This is a genomic window from Streptomyces sp. NPDC092952 (genome assembly GCF_044754785.1).
Lineage (GTDB): Bacteria > Actinomycetota > Actinomycetes > Streptomycetales > Streptomycetaceae > Streptomyces.
On record NZ_JBIVPT010000002.1, the window covers coordinates 595,016 to 615,571 of the forward strand.

The 20,556-nt window shown below is 72.0% G+C and carries 20 protein-coding genes and 1 tRNA gene; 15 read left to right on the top strand and 6 right to left on the bottom strand.

The annotated features are described in order from the left end of the window. Window positions 1-66: 66 nt before the first annotated feature. From ACIQGQ_RS06550 to ACIQGQ_RS06565, 4 genes are read left to right on the top strand one after another with little or no spacing between them, the layout of a single operon-like run. On the top strand, window positions 67-1,674 hold the full coding sequence (locus tag ACIQGQ_RS06550) for a carboxyl transferase domain-containing protein (RefSeq protein WP_402391461.1): 1,608 nt from the start codon (window positions 67-69) through the stop codon (window positions 1,672-1,674). A 7-nt stretch (window positions 1,675-1,681) separates the two neighbouring features. After that, window positions 1,682-3,796: an acetyl/propionyl/methylcrotonyl-CoA carboxylase subunit alpha gene (locus ACIQGQ_RS06555; protein ID WP_402391463.1), complete on the top strand. Its 2,115-nt coding sequence runs from the start codon at window positions 1,682-1,684 to the stop codon at window positions 3,794-3,796. Beyond that, on the top strand, window positions 3,793-4,737 hold the full coding sequence (locus tag ACIQGQ_RS06560) for a hydroxymethylglutaryl-CoA lyase (RefSeq protein ID WP_366296938.1): 945 nt from the start codon (window positions 3,793-3,795) through the stop codon (window positions 4,735-4,737). Before ACIQGQ_RS06555 ends, ACIQGQ_RS06560 begins: the two co-directional genes overlap by 4 nt. Window positions 4,738-4,774: 37 nt before the next feature. Then, the gene (locus tag ACIQGQ_RS06565; protein WP_402391466.1) at window positions 4,775-5,941 is read left to right on the top strand and encodes an acyl-CoA dehydrogenase family protein; all 1,167 of its coding nucleotides are present in this window, start codon (window positions 4,775-4,777) and stop codon (window positions 5,939-5,941) included. 74 nt (window positions 5,942-6,015) lie between these two features. Here ACIQGQ_RS06565 and ACIQGQ_RS06570 read toward each other — a convergent pair whose 3' ends face one another. The 3 genes from ACIQGQ_RS06570 to ACIQGQ_RS06580 all read right to left on the bottom strand — a co-directional run bounded on the left by ACIQGQ_RS06570 (window position 6,016) and on the right by ACIQGQ_RS06580 (window position 9,072). Beyond that, entirely contained in the window at window positions 6,016-6,462 is a 447-nt protein-coding gene (locus ACIQGQ_RS06570; RefSeq protein ID WP_402391469.1) for an RICIN domain-containing protein, read from the bottom strand. A 274-nt stretch (window positions 6,463-6,736) separates the two neighbouring features. Then, on the bottom strand, window positions 6,737-7,504 hold the full coding sequence (locus ACIQGQ_RS06575; RefSeq protein ID WP_402391472.1) for a hypothetical protein: 768 nt from the start codon (window positions 7,502-7,504) through the stop codon (window positions 6,737-6,739). A gap of 125 nt (window positions 7,505-7,629) precedes the next feature. Continuing rightward, window positions 7,630-9,072, bottom strand: coding sequence for an MFS transporter (locus ACIQGQ_RS06580; RefSeq protein WP_402391474.1), 1,443 nt, complete (start codon window positions 9,070-9,072; stop codon window positions 7,630-7,632). 193 nt (window positions 9,073-9,265) lie between these two features. Here ACIQGQ_RS06580 and ACIQGQ_RS06585 point away from each other — a divergent pair, with 193 nt between their 5' ends. The 3 genes from ACIQGQ_RS06585 (at window position 9,266) to ACIQGQ_RS06595 (ending at window position 10,791) form a co-directional block, all read left to right on the top strand. Beyond that, window positions 9,266-9,721 (top strand): MarR family transcriptional regulator, encoded by a 456-nt coding sequence (locus ACIQGQ_RS06585; RefSeq protein WP_352273834.1) that lies wholly within the window; start codon window positions 9,266-9,268, stop codon window positions 9,719-9,721. 72 nt (window positions 9,722-9,793) lie between these two features. Next, window positions 9,794-10,435: a GNAT family N-acetyltransferase gene (locus ACIQGQ_RS06590; protein ID WP_402391478.1), complete on the top strand. Its 642-nt coding sequence runs from the start codon at window positions 9,794-9,796 to the stop codon at window positions 10,433-10,435. Beyond that, on the top strand, window positions 10,432-10,791 hold the full coding sequence (locus ACIQGQ_RS06595; protein WP_402391480.1) for a hypothetical protein: 360 nt from the start codon (window positions 10,432-10,434) through the stop codon (window positions 10,789-10,791). Before ACIQGQ_RS06590 ends, ACIQGQ_RS06595 begins: the two co-directional genes overlap by 4 nt. Before the next feature lie 22 nt (window positions 10,792-10,813). Here the strand turns inward: ACIQGQ_RS06595 and ACIQGQ_RS06600 are convergent, their stop codons facing one another. Next, window positions 10,814-11,731: an NAD(P)-dependent oxidoreductase gene (locus ACIQGQ_RS06600; RefSeq protein WP_402391483.1), complete on the bottom strand. Its 918-nt coding sequence runs from the start codon at window positions 11,729-11,731 to the stop codon at window positions 10,814-10,816. Between the two features lie 97 nt (window positions 11,732-11,828). Between ACIQGQ_RS06600 and ACIQGQ_RS06605 the strand changes: the two genes are divergently transcribed. The 4 genes from ACIQGQ_RS06605 (at window position 11,829) to glmS (ending at window position 15,399) form a co-directional block, all read left to right on the top strand. Continuing rightward, entirely contained in the window at window positions 11,829-12,170 is a 342-nt protein-coding gene (locus ACIQGQ_RS06605; protein ID WP_402391486.1) for a winged helix-turn-helix transcriptional regulator, read from the top strand. A 33-nt stretch (window positions 12,171-12,203) separates the two neighbouring features. Further along, window positions 12,204-13,109 carry a DUF4429 domain-containing protein gene (locus tag ACIQGQ_RS06610; protein ID WP_402391489.1) on the top strand — a complete coding sequence of 302 codons (906 nt, stop codon included), beginning with the start codon at window positions 12,204-12,206 and terminating at the stop codon, window positions 13,107-13,109. Window positions 13,110-13,217: 108 nt separating this feature from the next. Continuing rightward, complete coding sequence (locus ACIQGQ_RS06615; RefSeq protein WP_365245908.1) at window positions 13,218-13,493, top strand: hypothetical protein; 276 nt, start codon at window positions 13,218-13,220, stop codon at window positions 13,491-13,493. Window positions 13,494-13,569: 76 nt separating this feature from the next. Then, window positions 13,570-15,399 carry a glutamine--fructose-6-phosphate transaminase (isomerizing) gene (gene glmS, locus ACIQGQ_RS06620; protein ID WP_402391492.1) on the top strand — a complete coding sequence of 610 codons (1,830 nt, stop codon included), beginning with the start codon at window positions 13,570-13,572 and terminating at the stop codon, window positions 15,397-15,399. 181 nt (window positions 15,400-15,580) lie between these two features. Here the strand turns inward: glmS and ACIQGQ_RS06625 are convergent, their stop codons facing one another. After that, a complete protein-coding gene (locus ACIQGQ_RS06625; RefSeq protein WP_352273826.1) occupies window positions 15,581-16,102 on the bottom strand; it encodes a universal stress protein in 522 nt (173 codons plus the stop codon). A gap of 971 nt (window positions 16,103-17,073) precedes the next feature. On the opposite strand from ACIQGQ_RS06625, the gene ACIQGQ_RS06630 reads away from it, so the two are divergent. The 3 genes from ACIQGQ_RS06630 (at window position 17,074) to ACIQGQ_RS06640 (ending at window position 19,168) form a co-directional block, all read left to right on the top strand. Then, the gene (locus ACIQGQ_RS06630) at window positions 17,074-18,270 is read left to right on the top strand and encodes a helix-turn-helix domain-containing protein (protein WP_366296950.1); all 1,197 of its coding nucleotides are present in this window, start codon (window positions 17,074-17,076) and stop codon (window positions 18,268-18,270) included. Between the two features lie 9 nt (window positions 18,271-18,279). Continuing rightward, window positions 18,280-18,882: an oligoribonuclease gene (gene orn, locus ACIQGQ_RS06635; RefSeq protein ID WP_366296951.1), complete on the top strand. Its 603-nt coding sequence runs from the start codon at window positions 18,280-18,282 to the stop codon at window positions 18,880-18,882. A gap of 213 nt (window positions 18,883-19,095) precedes the next feature. Then, window positions 19,096-19,168: transfer RNA gene (locus ACIQGQ_RS06640), tRNA-His, on the top strand. 256 nt (window positions 19,169-19,424) lie between these two features. Here the strand turns inward: ACIQGQ_RS06640 and ACIQGQ_RS06645 are convergent. Beyond that, window positions 19,425-19,997, bottom strand: coding sequence for a suppressor of fused domain protein (locus ACIQGQ_RS06645; protein WP_402391497.1), 573 nt, complete (start codon window positions 19,995-19,997; stop codon window positions 19,425-19,427). 223 nt (window positions 19,998-20,220) lie between these two features. Here ACIQGQ_RS06645 and ACIQGQ_RS06650 point away from each other — a divergent pair, with 223 nt between their 5' ends. Further along, window positions 20,221-20,475, top strand: a complete 255-nt coding sequence (locus tag ACIQGQ_RS06650) for a hypothetical protein (protein ID WP_402391500.1) — start codon at window positions 20,221-20,223, stop codon at window positions 20,473-20,475. The last annotated feature ends 81 nt before the right edge of the window (window positions 20,476-20,556 follow it).

Below are 20,556 nucleotides of genomic sequence, written 5' to 3' on the forward strand. Positions count from 1 at the left end.
GTTAACCTGAAGAACGGACGTTAACGTTCACTAACCACTGCGGTACGGGCAAGGGGGCTCGACACGATGCAGCAGGCACCGGTGCTGGCGAGCGCGGCCGATCCCGCCTCCGAGGCCTGGAAGGCCAACGAGGCGGCGCATCACGCACTCGTCGACGAGCTGCGCGAGCGGCTCGCCAGGGCCAGGCTCGGCGGAGGTGAGCGGGCCCGCGCCCGGCATGTGGCGCGCGGCAAGCTCCTGCCCAGGGACCGGGTGGACGCCCTGCTCGATCCGGGCTCCCCGTTCCTGGAGCTGGCTCCGCTGGCGGCCGAGGGGCTGTACGGGGGCGCCGCCCCGGCGGCCGGGGTGATCTCCGGGATCGGCCGGGTGAGCGGCCGGGAGTGCGTGATCGTCGCCAACGACGCCACGGTCAAGGGCGGCACGTACTACCCGATGACGGTGAAGAAGCATCTGCGCGCCCAGGAGGTGGCGCTGGAGAACCGTCTCCCCTGCCTCTACCTCGTCGACTCCGGCGGGGCCTTCCTGCCGATGCAGGACGAGGTCTTCCCCGACCGGGAGCACTTCGGGCGGATCTTCTACAACCAGGCCCGGATGTCCGGGGCCGGGATCCCGCAGATCGCGGCGGTCATGGGCTCCTGCACGGCGGGCGGCGCGTACGTCCCCGCGATGAGCGACGAGGCCGTGATCGTCCGCAACCAGGGCACGATCTTCCTGGGCGGCCCGCCGCTGGTGAAGGCCGCGACCGGCGAGGTCGTGACGGCCGAGGAGCTCGGCGGCGGCGAGGTCCACTCCCGTACGTCCGGGGTGACCGACCATCTCGCGGAGGACGACGCGCACGCGCTGCGGATCGTGCGCAACATCGTGGGCACCCTGCCGGACCGGGGCGCGCTGCCGTGGTCCGTGCGCCCCGTCGAGGCACCGAAGGCCGACCCCGCCGGACTCTACGGCGCCGTCCCGGTCGACTCCCGGACCCCGTACGACGTGCGGGAGGTGATCGCCCGGGTGGTGGACGGTTCGCGGTTCGCCGAGTTCAAGGCCGAGTACGGCACGACGCTGGTCACCGGCTTCGCCCACATCCACGGCCACCCGGTCGGGATCGTCGCCAACAACGGCATCCTGTTCTCCGAGTCCGCCCAGAAGGGCGCCCACTTCATCGAGCTGTGCGACCAGCGCGGCATCCCGCTGGTCTTCCTGCAGAACATCTCCGGGTTCATGGTGGGGCGCGACTACGAGGCCGGCGGCATCGCCAAGCACGGCGCCAAGATGGTCACGGCGGTCGCCTGCACCCGCGTCCCGAAGCTGACCGTCGTCGTCGGCGGTTCGTACGGGGCGGGCAACTACTCCATGTGCGGCCGGGCCTACTCCCCCCGCTTCCTGTGGATGTGGCCCAACGCGAAGATCTCCGTCATGGGCGGCGAGCAGGCCGCCTCCGTCCTCGCGACGGTCAAGCGCGACCAGCTCGGCGACGACTGGAGCGCGGCCGACGAGGAGGCGTTCAAGGCGCCGATCCGCGAGCAGTACGAGACCCAGGGCAACGCCTACTACGCCACGGCCCGGCTCTGGGACGACGGTGTGATCGACCCGATGGAGACCCGGCAGGTACTGGGTCTCGCCCTGACCGCCTGCGCCAACGCCCCCCTGGGCGACGCCGGCTTCGGCGTCTTCCGGATGTGAGGAACAGATGACGATGTTCGACACGGTCCTGGTCGCCAACCGCGGCGAGATCGCGGTACGGGTCATCCGCACGCTGCGGGAGCTGGGCATCCGCTCGGTCGCCGTCTTCAGCGACGCGGACGCCGACGCCCGGCACGTCCGGGAGGCCGACACCGCCGTACGGATCGGGCCCGCCCCGGCCGCGCAGAGCTATCTGCACGTCCCCGCGCTGCTGGACGCGGCCCGCCGCTCCGGCGCGCAGGCCGTCCACCCCGGCTACGGGTTCCTCGCCGAGAACGCCGCGTTCGCGCGGGCGTGCGCCGAGGCGGGGCTGGTCTTCATCGGACCGCCCGCCGCCGCGATCACGCTGATGGGCGACAAGATCCGGGCCAAGGAGACGGTCTCGGCGGCCGGTGTCCCGGTGGTGCCCGGCTCCTCGGGCAGCGGCCTCACCGACGCCCAACTGGTCGACGCGGCACGGGAGATCGGTACGCCGGTGCTGCTGAAGCCCTCGGCGGGCGGCGGCGGCAAGGGCATGCGGCTGGTGCGCGACGAGGCGCTGCTCGGCGACGAGATCGCGGCGGCCCGGCGCGAGGCACGGGCCTCGTTCGGCGACGACACCCTGCTGGTGGAGCGGTGGGTCGACCGGCCCCGGCACATCGAGATCCAGGTGCTGGCCGACGCCCACGGCAACGTGGTCCACCTCGGCGAGCGGGAGTGCTCGCTCCAGCGCCGCCACCAGAAGATCATCGAGGAGGCGCCGTCGGTCCTGCTCGACGCGGCGACCCGGGCGGCGATGGGCGAGGCGGCCGTGCAGGCGGCCCGCTCCTGCGGCTACGTCGGCGCGGGCACGGTCGAGTTCATCGTCCCGGGCGACGACCCGGGCGCGTACTTCTTCATGGAGATGAACACCCGCCTCCAGGTCGAACACCCGGTGACCGAGCTGGTCACCGGCCTGGACCTGGTGGAGTGGCAGCTGCGGGTCGCGGCCGGCGAACCGCTCCCCCTCGCCCAGGCCGACATCGCGCTCACCGGCCACGCGGTCGAGGCCCGGATCTGCGCCGAGGACCCGGCGCGCGGCTTCCTGCCCTCCGGCGGCACGGTCCTCGCCCTGCACGAACCGCAGGGACACGGGGTGCGCACGGACTCCGGGCTCGCCGAGGGCGGCGAGGTCGGCAGCCTCTACGACCCGATGCTGTCGAAGGTCATCGCGTACGGGCCCGACCGGGCCACCGCCCTGCGCCGGCTGCGGGCGGCGCTCGCGGGGACGGCGGTGCTCGGCGTGCCGACCAACGCCGGGTTCCTGCGCCGGCTGCTCGCCCACCCGGCGGTCGCGGCGGGCGAGCTGGACACCGGCCTGGTGGAGCGCGAGGCGGCCGGACTGGTCCCGGACGGGGTGCCCGAGGAGGTGTACGCGGCGGCGGCGCTGCTGCGTTCCGCCCGCTCCGGCGCCGCCGGGCCGGCCGACGCCACCGGCTGGGTCGACCCGTTCTCGGTGGCGAGCGGCTGGCGGCTCGGCGGCACCCCGGCCCGTACGGTGCTCGACTTCCGGCTCCCGGGCCACGACCCGGTGCAGGTGTCGCTGCGCTCCCGGCCCGACGAGGCGGGCGCCACGGTGCTGTGCTTCGGCCATGTCGGCGAGGGCGCGGAGCCGCCGCAGCCGGACACGGGGTGCTGCGGGCCGCTCGCCCCGCTGCCCGGCGGCCGGGAGACGGCCCGCGCGGTCCGGATCTCCGAGGGCCGGATCGCCTTCGAACTCGCCGGTGCCACCCACGCGTTCACCCATGCCGCCACCCCCGAAGGGGTGTGGCTCGGCCGGGACGGCGACAGCTGGTACGTCCAGGACCACGACCCGGTGGAGGCGTCCCTGTCCGGGGCGGGCCGCTCCGGGGCGGACACCCTCGCCGCGCCCATGCCCGGCACGGTCACGGTGGTGAAGGTGGCGGTCGGGGACGCGGTCGCGGCCGGGCAGAGCCTGCTGGTGGTGGAGGCGATGAAGATGGAGCACGTCATCTCCGCCCCGCACGCCGGGACGGTGACCGAGCTGGACGTCGTCCCCGGCGCCACCGTCGCCATGGACCAGATCCTGGCCGTGGTCACCCCCGCCGAAGCCCCCGCCGAGCCCTCCGGGGAGGAAGCATGACGAGCGACGCGCGCACCCTGCCCATGACCGTACCGGCGCAGGACCTGCCCGCCCGGGTCCGGATCCACGAGGTCGGCGCCCGCGACGGGCTGCAGAACGAGAAGTCCGTCGTACCGACCGAGGTGAAGGCGGAGTTCATCCACCGGCTGGCCGCCGCCGGGCTCACCACCGTCGAGGCCACCAGCTTCGTGCACCCCAAGTGGGTGCCCCAACTGGCCGACGCGGAGGACCTGTTCCCCCGTCTCGCGGACCTCGACGGGGTCGCCCTGCCGGTCCTCGTCCCCAACGAGCGGGGGCTGGAGCGGGCGCTGGCGCTCGGGGCGCGCCGGATCGCCGTGTTCGGTTCGGCGACGGAGACGTTCGCCTCCCGCAACCTGAACCGCACGGTCGACGAGTCGCTGGCGATGTTCGAGCCGGTCGTCGCCCGCGCCAAGGCCGACGACGTCCATGTGCGCGGCTACCTGTCGATGTGCTTCGGCGACCCCTGGGAGGGGCCCGTTCCGGTCCACCAGGTGGTGCGGGTCGCCAAGGCGCTGATGGACCTCGGCTGCGACGAGCTGTCCCTCGGCGACACCATCGGGGTCGCCACCCCCGGCCACGTGCAGACCCTGCTCGCCGAGCTGAACGAGGAGGGGGTGGGCACCGACGTCATCGGGGTGCACTTCCACGACACGTACGGCCAGGCCCTGTCGAACACCCTCGCCGCCCTCCAGCACGGCGTGACCACCGTGGACGCCTCCGCGGGCGGCCTCGGCGGCTGCCCGTACGCGAAGAGCGCCACCGGGAACCTCGCCACCGAGGACCTGGTGTGGATGCTCCAGGGCCTCGGCATCGAGACCGGGGTCGATCTCGACGCGCTCACCGCCACCAGCGTGTGGCTCGCCGACCGCCTGGGCCGCCCCAGCCCGTCCCGTACCGTCCGCGCGCTCTCGGTGCGATAGGCACCCCGTCCCCAGTCCCACAAGGAGTGACCCTGCCATGTCCCTGGACCACCGGCTGACCGCCGAACACGAGGAACTGCGGCGCACCGTCGAGGAGTTCGCGCACGACGTCGTCGCGCCGAAGATCGGCGACCTCTACGAACGGCACGAGTTCCCGTACGAGATCGTGCGGGAGATGGGGCGGATGGGCCTGTTCGGGCTGCCGTTCCCGGAGGAGTACGGCGGCATGGGCGGCGACTACCTCGCCCTGGGGATCGCCCTGGAGGAGCTGGCCCGGGTCGACTCGTCGGTGGCGATCACCCTGGAGGCCGGGGTCTCGCTCGGCGCGATGCCGGTGTTCCGCTTCGGTACGGAGGAGCAGAAGCGGCGCTGGCTGCCGAGGCTCTGCTCGGGCGAGGCGCTGGGCGCCTTCGGCCTGACCGAGCCGGACGGCGGCTCGGACGCGGGCGGCACGCGCACGACGGCCGTGCGCGACGAGGCGGCCGGCGAGTGGGTGATCAACGGCTCGAAGTGCTTCATCACCAACTCCGGCACGGACATCACGGAGCTGGTCACGGTGACGGCGGTGACCGGCCGCAAGCCCGACGGGCGGCCGCTGATCTCCTCGATCATCGTGCCGTCCGGCACCCCCGGCTTCACCGTCGCCGCCCCGTACTCCAAGGTCGGCTGGAACTCCTCGGACACCCGCGAGCTGTCCTTCTCCGACGTCCGCGTGCCGCTGGAGAACCTGCTGGGCGAGGAGGGCCGGGGCTACGCCCAGTTCCTGCGCATCCTGGACGAGGGCCGGATCGCCATCGCCGCGCTCTCCACGGGGCTGGCGCAGGGCTGTGTGGACGAGTCGGTGAAGTACGCGGCCGAGCGTCACGCGTTCGGCAAGCCGATCGGCACCAACCAGGCCATCCAGTTCAAGATCGCCGACATGGAGATGCGCGCCCACATGGCCCGTATCGGCTGGCGCGACGCCGCCTCGCGGATGCTGGCGGGCGAGCCGTTCAAGAAGGAGGCGGCCATCGCCAAGCTGTACTCCTCCACGGTGGCCGTGGACAACGCCCGCGAGGCCACCCAGATCCACGGCGGCTACGGGTTCATGAACGAGTACCCGGTGGCCCGCATGTGGCGCGACTCCAAGATCCTGGAGATCGGCGAGGGCACGAGCGAGGTGCAACGCATGCTGATCGCCCGGGAGCTGGGCCTCCCGGCCTGAGCCGGCGCGACAGGACGGGGGCGGGACCTCTGCGGAGGCCCGCCCCCGTCGTCCGCGTACGGCTCCGGGGGCCGTTACCTCCAGCGCTGGTTGCCGCCGTCGTTGCAGCCCAGTGTGTAGACCCTGCCCGAGCCGTTGCTGTCCAGGCACTTGCCGGTGGCGACGTTCTTCCACACCACGACGCCGGCGCCCGATTCCTGCGGCGTCCAGCGCTGGTTGCCGCCGCCGTTGCAGCCGAGCGCGTAGACGTCACCGGCGCCGTTGCTGTCCAGGCACCTGCCCGTCGCCACGTCCTTGAGCTCGCCACCGCCGGTGTCGTCGAGCCGCACCGTCCAGTGCTGGTTGCCGCCGCCGTTGCAGCCGAGCGTGTAGACCCTGCCCGCGTCGTTGCTGTCCAGGCATCTGCCCGTGGCCACGTTCTTGAACTGCACCTGCGGACCGGCGAACGCCGGGGCGGACACCGCCCCCACCAGGGCGCATCCCAGGCCGACGGTGGCCACCAGGGTGATGCGTGACCGCATGACCGAACCTCCTGCTCGAATCGACGGATCGAGGCTCGTGGGCTGCTCGCGACGGGCCCGTACCGACCCCGCGAAGGGAGCACCCGCCCCCTCGTACAGCGCGACCGCACCCGGGAGCCCCGGGACGCGGCCCATGCTCGCCACTGCTGTCACCTCGTCGCATCGAGGGCGGCGCCATGGATTCCGTCCCTTTGTACCGCACCACCGGGACGTATCCCGCCGGAAACCGCCGTGCCCCGCCGTCACCCCGCCGACGGCCGCGCGGCCACGGCCGTCAGTAGCGGTGGCCGGGCCAGTGCGGGTCCTCCCAGCGGGCGGGGCCGGTGAGGCCGAGCAGGCGCAGGCGGTGGAGCAGTTCGTCGGGCGCGTCGTGGGCGGCGAGGCGGGGCCGGGCGTGGTCGAGCAGCCAGGCCGTCAGGGTGGCGCGCTTGTCGTCCTCGTCGTCCCAGGCACTCCAGGGGAGTTCGTCGCCGAGGAGGTCGCGCTCCCAGTCGGCGGCGGCCCGGGCGAGGTGCCGGGTGGCGACGGCTCCGGTCCGTGTCTCCCAGTGGGCGAGCCACGGGGTGGGCGTGCCGGACGCCTCGGTGACCACGACGAGGAGTTCATGGGCCGGAACCGGCGGGGCCGGGTCGGTGAGCACGTGGTCCCACCAGGCGTGGAGGAACTCCGCCACCGAAGCGGCCTGCTCCTTCGGCCACCCCTGCCAGCGGCCCCGGTCGAAGGAGCGGCCGATCTCCTCCGGGCCGAGGAAGTGTTCGGCCCGGCCCGCAACAAGGCCCCGGGCGAACTGCGGGAGGATCCGCCGCAGCACCGCCGGGTGGTCGCTCCAGTCGGGGGCCTGCCAGGTGCGTCGGAGGAGGTCGTGGTCGAGCTCCACGTCCGGGACCTTGAGCAGGGCCAGTTCTTCGGCGCTGCCCCAGTGGCACACGCAGTTGTGCTCGTCGGGGTGGGCGGTCATGCCGCGGAAGGTGACCGCGAGTCCGTCCAGCGCGGCGTCGAGGCGGCGGGCGGAATGCGTGGCGGAGGAGGGCAAGGGGGTCATGGGCGCGATTCGCCTTCGGGACTCCGGGGCCTGCGCCGTCCGAAGATCGCCACGTTACCGGGAACCGCCGCCGCCCGTCCCCCACTTGTGCGGGGAACGGGCGGCGGCGGTAAGCGAGTCGCGGGTCAGACCTTGGCCGGGGCCGGTTCGGGCGTGGCGTCGGCGTCCTCACCGGTGCGGCGCATGGCCGGGATGAGGGCGGCGACGGCGGCCGCGACCAGGGCGACGCCGCAGCCGACCATGAGCCCGGTACGGAAGCCGTTCTCCGAGGTGAGGGTGTAGCCGCCCATGGTGACGGTCATCTGGGAGAGGACCACGCCGACCACCGCGGCGCCGATCGACGTGCCGAGCGAGCGCATCAGCGTGTTGAAGCCGTTGGCGGCGGCGGTCTCCGACAGCGGGACCGAGCCCATGATCAGCGCGGGCATCGAGCCGTACGCCAGGCCGACGCCGCTGCTGGTCACCATGCCGACCACCATCAGGCCCCACGCGGAGCCCATCAGCACCAGCGCCAGGCCGTAGCCGACCGCGATGACGAGGATGCCGCAGACCAGGGTGAACTTCGGGCCCCGGGCGTCGATGAGCTTTCCGCCGAGCGGGGAGACGATCATCATCATGATGCCGCCGGGCGCCATCCACAGACCCGCCGCGAGCATCGACTGGCCGAGCCCGTAGCCGGTCTCGGAGGGGAACTGGAGGAGCTGCGGCGAGATCAGCATGGTGGCGTACATGCCGAAGCCGACGAAGACCGAGGCGAGGTTGGTCATCAGCACCCGGGGGCGGGCGGTGGTGCGCAGGTCGACCAGCGGGTCACGGGTACGCAGCTCCCACACGCCCCAGGCGAGCAGCACGACCACCGCGGCGACGAACAGGCCGAGCGTCGTGGCCGAGCCCCAGCCCCAGTCCGCGCCCTTGGACACCGCGAGCAGCAGGCAGACCAGGCCCGCCCCGAGGCCGAGCGCGCCGAGCAGGTCGAACCGCTGCCCCTTGGCCCCGGCCGGGACGTCGGGGATCAGGAACCAGATCAGCGCCGCGACCACGGCGGCCAGGCCGGCCGAGCCCCAGAAGAGCACCCGCCAGTTGGTGTACTGGGCGACCGCCGCGGCGATCGGCAGGCCAAGGGCGCCGCCGATACCCATGGAGGCGCTGACCAGCGCGATGGAGGAGCTGAGCTTCTCCGCCGGGACCACGTCGCGCAGCAGCGCGATGCCCAGCGGCAGGACGCCCATGCCCATGCCCTGGAGGCCGCGTCCGACGATCATCGGGACGACGGACGACGACAGCGCGCACACCACCGAACCGGCTATCAGCGGCACGGAGCAGACGAGGAGCATCCGCCGCTTGCCGACCATGTCGCCCAGCCGGCCGGAGACGGGCACGCAGACGGCGGAGACCAGCAGGGTGACGGTGATCACCCAGGCCGCGTTCGAGGGGGTGGTGCTCAGGATCTGCGGCAGCTCGGCGATGAGCGGGGTGACCAGGGTCTGCATGATCGCCGCCGTGACACCGGCGATGGCCAGGGTGGCGACGATGCCGCCGCTGCGAGTTGATGGCTGGGGCGCGCCCATCCGGGACTCCTCGGGTGTGTATCGGGAAGAAGGCTATGTATCGTACACACTCAATGCATCCTGCATGTTATGTGTAGGCTACATAGCCTGTGGGAGAATGGGAGTCGGCCTCCGTGACCCATCGGACGCCGACGAAACACCGGGGCCCCGGACATCCGGACACCGCGGCGACGAGGGAAGACGGCAGGCACACATGACCAGGCCCACCCATGAGGTCGAGTACGAGCAGATGCTCCTCAGCCGCCACAGCCTGCTGCGGAACAAGGGCGGGCGGCGCAAGGGCGGCCTGATGGACCACAGCGCCTACGTCCTGCTCAGCCGCATCCGGGTCCAGGGGCCGATGTCGATCGGCGAGCTCAGCGACGCCTTCGGGCTCGACGCGTCCACCCTCAACCGGCAGACCGCGGCGGCCATGCGCGCCGGGCTCGTGGAGCGCATCCCGGACCCCTCGGGCGGCATGGCCCGCAAGTTCCGGATCACCGAGGAGGGCGCCCGCACGCTCGACGCGGAGCGCGAGGGCATCGTCGACTCCCTGGAGCGGGTCATGACCGACTGGTCGGACGAGGACATCTCCGGTTTCGCCGCCTACCTGCGCCGTTTCAACACCGACATCGAGCGCCTGGCCGGCCGCCCCTGGCCGCGCCCCTGACACCCGCGGGGCCCGGGGCCGGCCGCCGGAATCCGTTCGACAGCGCGGCCCCGCGCCCGGCAGAGTCCGGACATGACGCCACAGCACTGGCCCCTGTACGGGCTCCGCCTCCGCACGCCCCGCCTGGAGCTGCGCCTCCCGGACCTGGAGCTGCTCGACGACCTCGCCTCGGTCGCGGCCGACGGGGTGCACGCCCCGGGCGAGACGCCGTTCACGATGCCCTGGACGGACGCGCCGCCCGCCGGACGTGCCCGGGCCACCTTCCAGCACGTGCTGCACACCGTCGCCGACTGGTCGCCCCAGAACTGGGCACTCGGCCTCGCCGTGCTGCACGAGGGCAGGGCGGTCGGGCGCCAGGACCTGACGGCGAGGAACTTCGCGGTCACCGGCGAGGTCGCCTCCGGGTCGTGGCTGGGCCTCGCTCACCAGGGCCGGGGCCTCGGTACCGAGATGCGCGCCGCCGTCCTGCATCTCGCCTTCGCGGGCCTCGGGGCCCGGAGCGCGGTGTCGGCCGCGATGACCGACAACGCCCGCTCGCTGGGCGTGTCGCGCCGGCTGGGCTACCTGCCGGACGGCCTCTCGGTCACCGCCGTCCGCGACGTCCCCTACACCCTGCAGCGGCTGCGGATCGACCGCGCCCGCTGGGAGGAGTGCCGGAGCATCGAGGTCACCGTCGAGGGGCTCGACGACTGCCGGGCGGAGTTCGGGGCATGACCCTGCTCGTCCACACCTTCGTCCACGACGAGACCGGCCGGCAGCGGCTGCTCGACGACCCCGAGGACGGCGGCGACATGGCCGGGTTCGAACGGACCCGGACCAGGCTCTGGGGCTCGGAGTGCGCGCGGGCCCTCGGCGCCCGGTTCCTCCCGGAACTGGCCGACGGCAACCTCTCCGTACAGCCGGAGGACGTCGAGGACTTCCTGGCCGAGTGCGCGCTGCTGCGCGAACACACGGCCCGGCTCGCCGAGCACAGCGGCTACTCCGAGGACTACGTGGCCGCCCGGCTCGCCAACATCACCCGCGCCGCCCTGCGCGCCCGGTCCGTGGGCGGCGGGGTCCTGGTCTGGTGAGCGACGGGGACCGGTGGCGGGCTCAGCGCACCAGCAGGTCGACCACCCCCGTCAGGTCCTCGTCGCCGCCGCCCCCGGCCAGGCGGCGGCGCATCAGGTCGAAGTAGGGGCGGAGCAGTTCCGCGCTCACCCCCTGCTCCTCGGCGGCGCGCAGGAAGGCGGGCGTACCGGCCACCTGCATGGCGAGGTTGGACACCACGCCCTCGGTGTAGTCGCCGCTGCGCAGGTTCGCGGCCGTCCGGTGCACCGACGGGGCCATCGCGACGAGCCAGTCGGCCAGCAGCGGGGCGAGCGCCACGGGGTCGACGTCCTCCTTCCGGACCAGGGCGAAGGCGTGCGCGGCCCCGGCGAACATCCCGTACATCGCACCGAGCAGGGCCATGTCGTACAGGGCCGCGAACCCCGGGTCCGTACCGACCCAGGTGGCGCCGGCCGGGACGCCCAGGGTCTCCCGGTGCTCCTCGAACAGCTCCTGGGAGCCGCTGTGGAGGATGTAGCCGCCCGCGCCCGGGACGCCGATCATCGGGGGGACGGCCATGATCCCGCCGTCCAGGTAGCGGGCGCCGCGCTCCTGGGCCCACCGGGCGCGGGCGCGGGCCTCGGCCGGGGTGGTGGTGGTCAGGTTGACCAGGTCCTTGCCGGCCAGGTCGGTGCCGTCGAGCGCTTCCGACACGGAGGCGTCGTCCAGCAGGCAGACGACGACCAGCCGGTTCGCCGCGACCGCCTCGGCGGCATCGTCCCCGGCCCGCGCACCCTCGCCGACGAGCGCGGCCGCACGGGCGGGGGTGCGGTTCCAGACGGTGAGCGGATGCCCCTCGGCGAGCCAGGCCCGGGCCAGGGCCGTCCCCATGGCGCCGAGGCCCAGCAGCGTCAGGGGGGTCTTCGCGCCGGAGGTACCGGCGGTCTTCTTCTCGGTCGTCCCGACCAGATGCTGTGTCATGGGGTCGAGGCTGCTGGCCGCCACGGAGACGATCAAGTACGCACTTCGGAGTGGGTGGTTACCCTCGGGTGAGCAAGCACGTCGAAGGGGTGGGGGCATGGCGACGCTGAACCGGCCGGGCACGCCGGAAGGGCATGTCTGCGGGATCGACACCGCGATGGAAGTGATCGGCGGCAAGTGGAAGGTGCTCGTCCTGTGGGCGCTCCACGAGCACCCCCGCCTCCGCTTCGGCGAGCTGCGCCGGCAGCTGCCCGGGGTCACCGAGAAGGTGCTCGCCTCCCACCTGAGGGAGATGGAGGCGGACGGTGTGGTGCGCCGCGTCTCGTACGAGGAGGTCCCGCCCCGCGTCGAGTACTCGCTGACCGAGGACGGCGCCCGCCTCAACGAAGCGCTCCGCCCGCTGGCCGCCTGGGGCCGGGAGCGGACGGCCGCCCCCTGAGCCCCTTCCGCGCGGGCTGACAGAATCGACGGCATGGCGGACATCATCCAGCGCGACGGGACCTGGACCTTCGACGGCGAGGCGGTACGGATCGTGCCCGGCCGGGGCAAGGGCATCCATCCGATCCGGGAGGCGCTCGGGGAACGGGTCGTCCCGCTGGACGCCCTGGCGGGCATCTCCTTCGAGCCGGACCGCAAGGGCGGCCGGCTGCGGTTGCGGCTGCGCGACGGGGCGTGCCCGGTGCTGCGCGCCGCCGACGGCCGGCTGACGGGCGCGGCGGACCCGTACCAGCTGGCCGTGGAGAAGGACCGCGACGGGGTGGCGGAGTACTTCGTCGACGCGGTGCGCAACGCCCTGCTGGTCGAGCAGGTGCCCACCGGCCCGGTCGACGGCTTCCTGCTGCCGGGGCCCTCGCTGCCGGTCGCCGGTGGCGGCGGGGACGGCACGGCGTCCTTCGACGGGGAGACGGTCCGGCTCACCTGGAACTGGAAGGCGTCCGAGGCCAAGACCGCGCACGGCCCGGTGGTGTTCCCGGTGGCGGAGGTGACGGACGTGCGCTGGATGCCCGCCATCGGCCTGGAGAACGGACACCTCCGCTTCGTCCGGGCCGGGGTTCCGGCGTCGCCCCTCCCGCCCGAGAAGGACCCGTACTCGCTGGACCTGTGGGGGCTGTCGAAGAAGGAGCACACGGCGGCACTGGTCGCGGCGGCGGTCCTGGTGAGGCTGCCCGGCACCCCGGCCGGTGCCGGTACCGGCACCGGCCCGGACGCCCTGACCGACGCCGGTCCCGGGCCCTCGGCGATCGCGCCCCCGGCCGGGAACGACGACCACGACGCACTTCTGCGCAGGCTCCGCGAACTCGGCGACCTGCACCGCGCCGGGGTTCTCACGGACGACGAGTTCACCGCCGCCAAGCAGGCCGTACTCAAGCGCCTGTAGGCCCCGGCAGGCGCACCGTCCCGTCTTCGAGACCGCGATCACACCAACCCCTGCCCGATATCGGGCAGGATTGTTGCATAAGCGTCCCGCCGACCGCAGTATCAACGAGTGCTCGAACGCCGACCGTCGCACGACGACCTCATCGACCACCTGGTGCGCAGCACCGCGCTCCAGCGCGGTGAGGCCGCCCGGGTGATCCTCGACGTGCTCGCGTACTTCGACGAGACCACCGAGGACTTCGTCCGCCGCCGCCACCGCGAGCTGCAGTCCGGCGGCCTGGTCAACGCGGAGATCTTCGAACGGATCGCGGCCGAGCTGCCGCACCGCGCGGTCGCGCCGCCGGAGCTCTCGCTCCGCCAGCTGCGTCGCATCGTCTACGGCTGAAGCGGCCGCACCGCCCACGGGCGGGCGGACGGGCGCACGGGCACCAGGAACACATCGTCGGAGGGGCAGAGACTCTATGTGCGGAATCGTCGGATACATCGGGAAGCGCGACGTGGCTCCCCTGCTGCTGGAGGGGCTGCAGCGGCTGGAGTACCGGGGTTACGACTCCGCGGGCATCGTCATCACCGGCAAGGCGACGGCCCAGAAGCCCGCCGCGCTGCGGATGGTGAAGGCGAAGGGCCGGGTCCGCGAGCTGGAGGCCCGCGTCCCCAAGCGCTTCACCGGCACCACCGGTATCGCCCACACCCGCTGGGCCACCCACGGCGCCCCGAGCGACGAGAACGCGCACCCGCACCTGGACGCCGACAACAAGGTCGCCGTCGTCCACAACGGGATCATCGACAACGCCTCCGAGCTGCGCGCCAAGCTCGTCGCCGACGGCGTCGTCTTCCTCTCCGAGACCGACACCGAGGTGCTGGTCCACCTGATCGCCCGCTCCGAGGCGGACACCCTGGAGGAGAAGGTCCGCGAGGCGCTGCGCTCGGTCGAGGGCACGTACGGCATCGCCGTCATGCACGCCGACTTCAACGACCGCATCGTGGTCGCCCGCAACGGCTCCCCGGTCGTCCTCGGCATCGGCGAGAAGGAGATGTTCGTCGCCTCGGACGTCGCCGCGCTGGTCGCCCACACCCGCCAGGTCGTGACCCTGGACGACGGCGAGATGGCCACTCTCAAGGCCGACGACTTCCGCACGTACACCACGGAGGGCTCGTCCACGACGGCCACGCCGACCACCGTGGAGTGGGAGGCCGAGTCGTACGACATGGGCGGCCACGACACGTACATGCACAAGGAGATCTCCGAGCAGGCCGACGCCGTCGACCGGGTGCTGCGCGGCCGGATCGACGACCGGTTCGCCACCGTGCACCTGGGCGGCCTCAACCTGGACGCCCGCGAGGCGCGCGGGGTCCGCCGGATCAAGATCCTGGGCTGCGGCACCTCGTACCACGCGGGCCAGATCGGCGCCCAGCTGATCGAGGAGCTGGCCCGCATCCCTGCGGACGCCGAGCCGGCCTCCGAGTTCCGCTACCGCAACCCGGTCGTCGACCCGGACACGCTGTACGTCGCGGTCTCCCAGTCCGGCGAGACGTACGACGTACTGGCCGCCGTCCAGGAGCTCAAGCGCAAGGGCGCCCGGGTGCTCGGCGTCGTCAACGTGGTGGGCTCGGCCATCGCCCGCGAGGCCGACGGCGGTACGTACGTCCACGCCGGCCCCGAGGTCTGCGTGGTCTCCACCAAGTGCTTCACCAACACGGTCGTCGCCTTCGCGCTGCTCGCCCTGCACCTCGGCCGCATCCGTGACCTGTCGGTCGCCGACGGCAAGCGGATCATCGAGGGGCTGCGCAAGCTCCCCGCCCAGATCAGCGAGATCCTCGCCAACGAGGACGAGATCAAGAGGATGGCCGCCGAGTACGCGGACGCCAAGTCGATGATGTTCATCGGCCGGGTGCGCGGCTACCCGGTCGCCCGCGAGGCGTCGCTGAAGCTCAAGGAGGTCTCGTACATCCACGCCGAGGCGTACCCGGCCTCCGAGCTGAAACACGGGCCGCTGGCGCTGATCGAGCCCGCGATGCCGACGGTCGCGATCGTGCCCGACGACGACCTGCTGGAGAAGAACCGGGCCGCGCTGGAGGAGATCAAGGCCCGGGACGGCCGCATCCTCGCCGTCGCCCACCAGGTGCAGGAGAAGGCCGACCACACCATCGTCGTCCCGAAGAACGAGAACGAGCTGGACCCGATCCTGATGGGCATCCCGCTCCAGCTCTTCGCATACCACACGGCGCTGGCCATGGGCCGGGACATCGACAAGCCGCGCAACCTGGCGAAGTCCGTCACCGTCGAGTAGCCCCGCCCGCCCCGGACCCGTACGTCTCGTGCGCCGTCGCCCCGCCGGTCCGTCAACACCGTGCCTCCACGGACGAGTTGACTCAGGACCGGCGGGGCGACGCCCGTTCGGGGAACGACTCGGGGAATGACTCGGGAAACAAATCGGGCAAACGGATCGGGGAACGGATCAGGGGAACGGATCAGGGAATGACGACGACCGGGCGCTGCGCGCGCCGTGCGAGGCGACCGGCCACCGAGCCGAAGATGCGGCCGACGACGCCGTGCGTGGAGCCCACGACGATGGCGTCCGCCGAATACTCCCGCCCGACTTCCTCCAGCTCGTGGCAGATGTCCCCGCCGCGCTCGACCAGCACCCAGGGCACCTCGGAGAGGTAGTCCGCGCAGGCGAGCTCCAGCCCGAGGACCTCGGTGCGGTGGTCGGGCACATCGACGAAGACGGGCGGTTCGCAGCCCGCCCAGACCGTGGTGGGCAACCGGTTGGCGACATGGACGATGATCAGGCCGGAACCCGATCTTCGGGCCATTCCGATGGCATAGGCGAGGGCCCGCTCACTGGAGGTCGAGCCGTCGAAACCGACCACCACACCGTGGCGGAAGGCCGGATCGCAGGAATGACGTGCTTCTTCGACCGCCAGCGGGTCCGACAGGTGGTCGGCTACCTGCTTGCGGTCGGCGGGTTCGGGGATTTCGTGACCGGCCATCGATGTCTCGGCGAAGAGAGTCCTCGTGAGGAGAGCGACTGGGGAAGGTGCGTCAGCAGGCGGTGTTGCGGTGTCCGGGAATCATCTTCCCAACCCCTTACCCCCAAGGGTACGGCGCCACTCCTCCACCGCCCAGATCCGCGCAAAGCGCGCTCGACGTGTCACGGAGCATGCCCGAGGCGGTCCCGGATGGCAATGGCACCTGTGTCGTACACCGACGCCGCGAGCCCCCCGGCGGTCCCTCTCGGTGATCGCGCGCAGCCGAATGCGTCACCCCGCCGACGCGGAGTTCGGCCACCGGCCCCCGTACGCCCCGAAGCGCCCCGCGGCGCCGGCCGCCCGCCCCTCCGGAACGGCGGATCGCCCCAGGGGCCCCACCGCGCCCGCCACGGCCCGCCCGCCCCGCTCCCGCCCCCGGCGCACCCCGTTTCCGGCAGCCACATGGCCGGAGACACACACCTGGCCCGTGGGCGGAATCCAGTCGCCGCGTGTCGCCGGTGCCGTCTTGCCCGTAATCGACCGTCCTGCCTGCTCCGGGGGCGCACAGAAGCGGTTGTTCAGCCGGGTTGTGCGCCGGTTCACTGACCGAATCACGTATGCACAACCGTCTATTTCAAGCCAACTTCACCTCCCTGCCCGTTCCTTGCCGAAATGGCCGACCAACCCCCTTGCACCAGGCCAGAAGAGACCGCGCGGTACGCTTCTGCCCAACGGGGACGGGCCATCAATGCGCAGCGCACTTCCCTCTGCGTCCTCCAGATGCAACGCTTCGTGATCGAACGCTTCCCGCCAAGTGACCTTGTCGACATAACGCCGGTGGGCGAACTTGTCACCTCGGCACCACGGGACGCAGTAGATTCGATCTTGGGTTTCGAAGTCTGAGGGACCCGCGCAGGACCGAGGGGAAAAGTGCAGCAGCGACAGGCCCGTAAGGACCAGGGAGACGCGAACACCGAGGGGGGCTTAGCGTCATGAGCCAGGACTCCGCCACCGCAACGGAGGCTGTACGGAAGCTCAGCGGCCGTCGGCGACGTGAAGTCGTCGCCGTGCTGCTGTTCAGCGGCGGCCCCATCTTCGAGAGTTCGATCCCGCTCTCCGTGTTCGGAATCGACCGTCAGGACGCGGGAGTTCCGCGCTACCGCCTGCTCGTGTGCGGTGGCGAAGAAGGACCGCTTCGTACCACCGGCGGGCTCGAACTGACCGCGCCGTACGGGCTGGAGGCGATCAGCAGGGCAGGCACCGTCGTGGTGCCGGCCTGGCGCTCGATCACTTCGCCGCCGCCCGCAGAGGCACTGGACGCGCTCCGCCGCGCCCATGAGGAAGGCGCCCGCATCGTCGGGCTGTGCACGGGCGCGTTCGTGCTCGCCGCCGCGGGCCTGCTCGACGGCCGCCCCGCGACCACCCACTGGATGTACGCACCGACGCTGGCCAAGCGCTATCCGTCGGTGCATGTCGACCCGCGCGAGCTCTTCGTCGACGACGGCGACGTGCTCACCTCCGCCGGAACGGCGGCCGGTATCGACCTCTGTCTGCACATCGTCCGTACGGACCACGGCACGGAGGCCGCCGGGGCACTGGCCCGCCGGCTCGTCGTGCCGCCCCGGCGCAGTGGCGGTCAGGAGCGCTACCTCGACAGGTCTTTACCTGAAGAGATCGGCTCCGACCCGCTCGCCGAGGTCGTGGCCTGGGCCCTGGAGCATCTGCACGAGCAGTTCGACGTGGAGACGCTGGCGGCACGCGCCTACATGAGCAGGCGGACCTTCGACCGGAGGTTCCGTTCGCTCACCGGCAGCGCACCGCTCCAGTGGCTGATCACCCAGCGGGTGCTGCAGGCGCAGCGGCTGCTGGAGACGTCCGAGTACTCGGTCGACGAGGTGGCGGGCCGCTGCGGCTTCCGCTCGCCGGTCGCGCTGCGCGGGCATTTCCGGCGCCAGCTGGGCTCCTCCCCCGCGGCGTACCGGGCCGCCTACCGGGCCCGTCGCCCGCAGGGCGGGGATCCGGTGCCCCCGGTGCCGGAGACGGTGGTGCCCATCCAGGGCGGCGCGATGCTCCGGCGGGCCGCGGGCCCGCAGGTGATCACGCCGCCACCGCCCGAGCCGGGGAAGCCCGGACCCGACGCGTACACGACCGGACGCCCGACCCTGCCGGGGCAGCGCAGCGCCCCGTAGGGTGGGGCCATGAACGATCGCATGGTGTGGATCGACTGCGAGATGACCGGGCTCTCGCTGACGGACGACGCACTCATCGAGGTGGCCGCACTGGTCACCGACTCGGAGCTGAACGTGCTCGGCGAAGGGGTGGACATCGTGATCCGCCCGCCGGACGCGGCCCTGGAGACGATGCCCGAGGTGGTACGGCAGATGCATACCGCCTCGGGCCTCCTCGACGAGCTGGCCGGGGGCACCACCCTGGCCGACGCCGAGGCCCAGGTGCTGAACTATGTCCGCGAGCACGTGAAGGAGCCCGGCAAGGCTCCGCTCTGCGGGAACTCGGTCTCCACCGACCGCGGATTCCTGGCCCGGGACATGTCCGCCCTGGAGGGCTACCTCCACTACCGGATCGTCGACGTCTCCTCGATCAAGGAGCTGGCCCGGCGCTGGTACCCGAGGGCGTACTTCAACAGTCCGGAGAAGAACGGCAACCACCGGGCGCTCGCGGACATCCGCGACTCCATCACGGAGCTGCGCTACTACCGCGAGGCGGTCTTCGTACCGCAGCCGGGCCCGGACTCGGAGCGCGCGAAGGCCGTCGCGGCCCACGTCTCGCGCCCCGCGTCGTAGCGCCCCGCGAGCCGCAGTTCCGTGGCGTCCGCGCCGTGGGCCCGTGCGGTGGGCCCGTGTCGCGGACCCGTGTCGTAGCCCTCCGCGAAGCCGCTGGTCATGGCCTTTCCGCGAGCATTTCGAGGACATGAACCAGCGGCCGAACAACTTGGGAGCGAGCACCCTCTCGGACCCTGTACACTTTTTCTCGGCCGGTCGGAAAGACCGGACACGGTGGGTATAGCTCAGCTGGTAGAGCACCTGGTTGTGGTCCAGGATGTCGCGGGTTCGAGTCCCGTTACTCACCCTGAGGGAAGGGCCCCGGTCTTCGGACCGGGGCCCTTCGCGTTTCTCCTCGACCGTGAAAGCGGGTGACGCACGTCACGGTCACCGCGGGGCCTCGGAGCGACCGTCCGCAGGGTCCACCACGAGCGGGGCGGCGCCCGGCATCCAGTGCCGGCGGGCCTCCGGGCTTAGGGACCTCCTCGCTTCGGGCTTGAGGGGCTTCGGGCTCCGGCTTCTTTCGGCTTTCGTAGCGGCGGCCGGCCCATGAGGAGGAGTGCTCAGAGAGCGATACCTGCCCGGTCGAGGTCGATCAGGTCAGGATCCTGGGCGACGAGCTCCTGCTCAAACGCCTGCCAGCCCTTCTCATGAACGAAGTCGGCCTCGGCCGTGGTGATGGGGATCAGCCAGACGATCGCTACGTCGCTGCCGTTCTCGATCGTCACGGAACGGAAGTCGTCGTCGAAACAGACCGGCAGGGCGGCGTAGAGGGCCGTCTTGCCGCCCGGAAGCGGGGTCGGCAGAGGGATCACGTCCCCGCGCAGCACGGCGTGTTCCGCCTGCACCATGCGCTCGGCCACGAATTCCACCACGCTCGGCAACGGGCCGGCCTCACGGCCGTCCTCCCCCGCGTAGTCGCATGCCAGAAGTTCCAGGTGGTGGTGGCGCTCCGACGTCCCGGCACGCAGCGGCGTCCGGAACAGCCCGATCGTGGCGAATGCCTGAACCCGAGGGAGCCGCCCGCCCTGGAACCACGCCACTTGGGGGCAGCCCCCATGAGCCCCGTCACGGGCCGGCCAGGCTCCGCCCATACGGCCGAGTCGGCCTTCGAGGTGGTCTATCAGCTTCGCCACCGGGAGCTCCCCATCTTCCGTCGCGGCCCGCTCCACTCGCATCGGCGACAATCCCCAGACATTAGCCGGTGGCCCAACCGCATAGGCTCCTGCCCCGTCCGTCGCCCTCGTCGCACTCTTCGAGCACGGGATCGCCTCCCTGGGCTTCTTCCCCGCCCCGGTTTGAAGAAAGGTCGTCATGACGCCTCCATGCCCGCCCCCGCACTCGTCGCTGGCCCACTCCATGGCCGAGGCTTTGGTCGATGTCCTGTGGTTCATCGATGGCAGCGAGGACGAGCAGATGGATCCGGACGACGCGGTCAAAGTGCTGGAGGGCGTCGCCCACGCGATCGGCGCGCTGCCGGACGACCAACGGGAAGAGCTGACCGCGCTGATCGGGCAGATGGCGGCCGCCGAGACCGACCCCGATCGCCGCGAATTCCTGGAAGAGTTCCCGGAAGGCTTCGGACTGACCACCGACGCCCCCGACGCCCCCTGAACCAACTGCGGCCCCGTATGTGCGAATGGTCCCGCCCACGGAATCGTCGGTCTGCCGCAATCGGCGCGGGGACAGCTCAGC

Coding starts and splice junctions, on each gene's coding strand:
- ACIQGQ_RS06625 (WP_352273826.1), bottom strand. CDS start 16,102: ATGGCCGGTCACGAAATCCCCGAACCCGCCGACCGCAAGCAGGTAGCC.
- ACIQGQ_RS06575 (WP_402391472.1), bottom strand. CDS start 7,504: ATGACCCCCTTGCCCTCCTCCGCCACGCATTCCGCCCGCCGCCTCGAC.
- ACIQGQ_RS06585 (WP_352273834.1), top strand. CDS start 9,266: ATGACCAGGCCCACCCATGAGGTCGAGTACGAGCAGATGCTCCTCAGC.
- ACIQGQ_RS06555 (WP_402391463.1), top strand. CDS start 1,682: ATGACGATGTTCGACACGGTCCTGGTCGCCAACCGCGGCGAGATCGCG.
- ACIQGQ_RS06595 (WP_402391480.1), top strand. CDS start 10,432: ATGACCCTGCTCGTCCACACCTTCGTCCACGACGAGACCGGCCGGCAG.
- ACIQGQ_RS06590 (WP_402391478.1), top strand. CDS start 9,794: ATGACGCCACAGCACTGGCCCCTGTACGGGCTCCGCCTCCGCACGCCC.
- ACIQGQ_RS06580 (WP_402391474.1), bottom strand. CDS start 9,072: ATGGGCGCGCCCCAGCCATCAACTCGCAGCGGCGGCATCGTCGCCACC.
- glmS (WP_402391492.1), top strand. CDS start 13,570: ATGTGCGGAATCGTCGGATACATCGGGAAGCGCGACGTGGCTCCCCTG.
- ACIQGQ_RS06605 (WP_402391486.1), top strand. CDS start 11,829: ATGGCGACGCTGAACCGGCCGGGCACGCCGGAAGGGCATGTCTGCGGG.
- ACIQGQ_RS06600 (WP_402391483.1), bottom strand. CDS start 11,731: ATGACACAGCATCTGGTCGGGACGACCGAGAAGAAGACCGCCGGTACC.
- ACIQGQ_RS06610 (WP_402391489.1), top strand. CDS start 12,204: ATGGCGGACATCATCCAGCGCGACGGGACCTGGACCTTCGACGGCGAG.
- orn (WP_366296951.1), top strand. CDS start 18,280: ATGAACGATCGCATGGTGTGGATCGACTGCGAGATGACCGGGCTCTCG.
- ACIQGQ_RS06650 (WP_402391500.1), top strand. CDS start 20,221: ATGGCCGAGGCTTTGGTCGATGTCCTGTGGTTCATCGATGGCAGCGAG.
- ACIQGQ_RS06550 (WP_402391461.1), top strand. CDS start 67: ATGCAGCAGGCACCGGTGCTGGCGAGCGCGGCCGATCCCGCCTCCGAG.
- ACIQGQ_RS06630 (WP_366296950.1), top strand. CDS start 17,074: ATGAGCCAGGACTCCGCCACCGCAACGGAGGCTGTACGGAAGCTCAGC.
- ACIQGQ_RS06570 (WP_402391469.1), bottom strand. CDS start 6,462: ATGCGGTCACGCATCACCCTGGTGGCCACCGTCGGCCTGGGATGCGCC.
- ACIQGQ_RS06565 (WP_402391466.1), top strand. CDS start 4,775: ATGTCCCTGGACCACCGGCTGACCGCCGAACACGAGGAACTGCGGCGC.
- ACIQGQ_RS06560 (WP_366296938.1), top strand. CDS start 3,793: ATGACGAGCGACGCGCGCACCCTGCCCATGACCGTACCGGCGCAGGAC.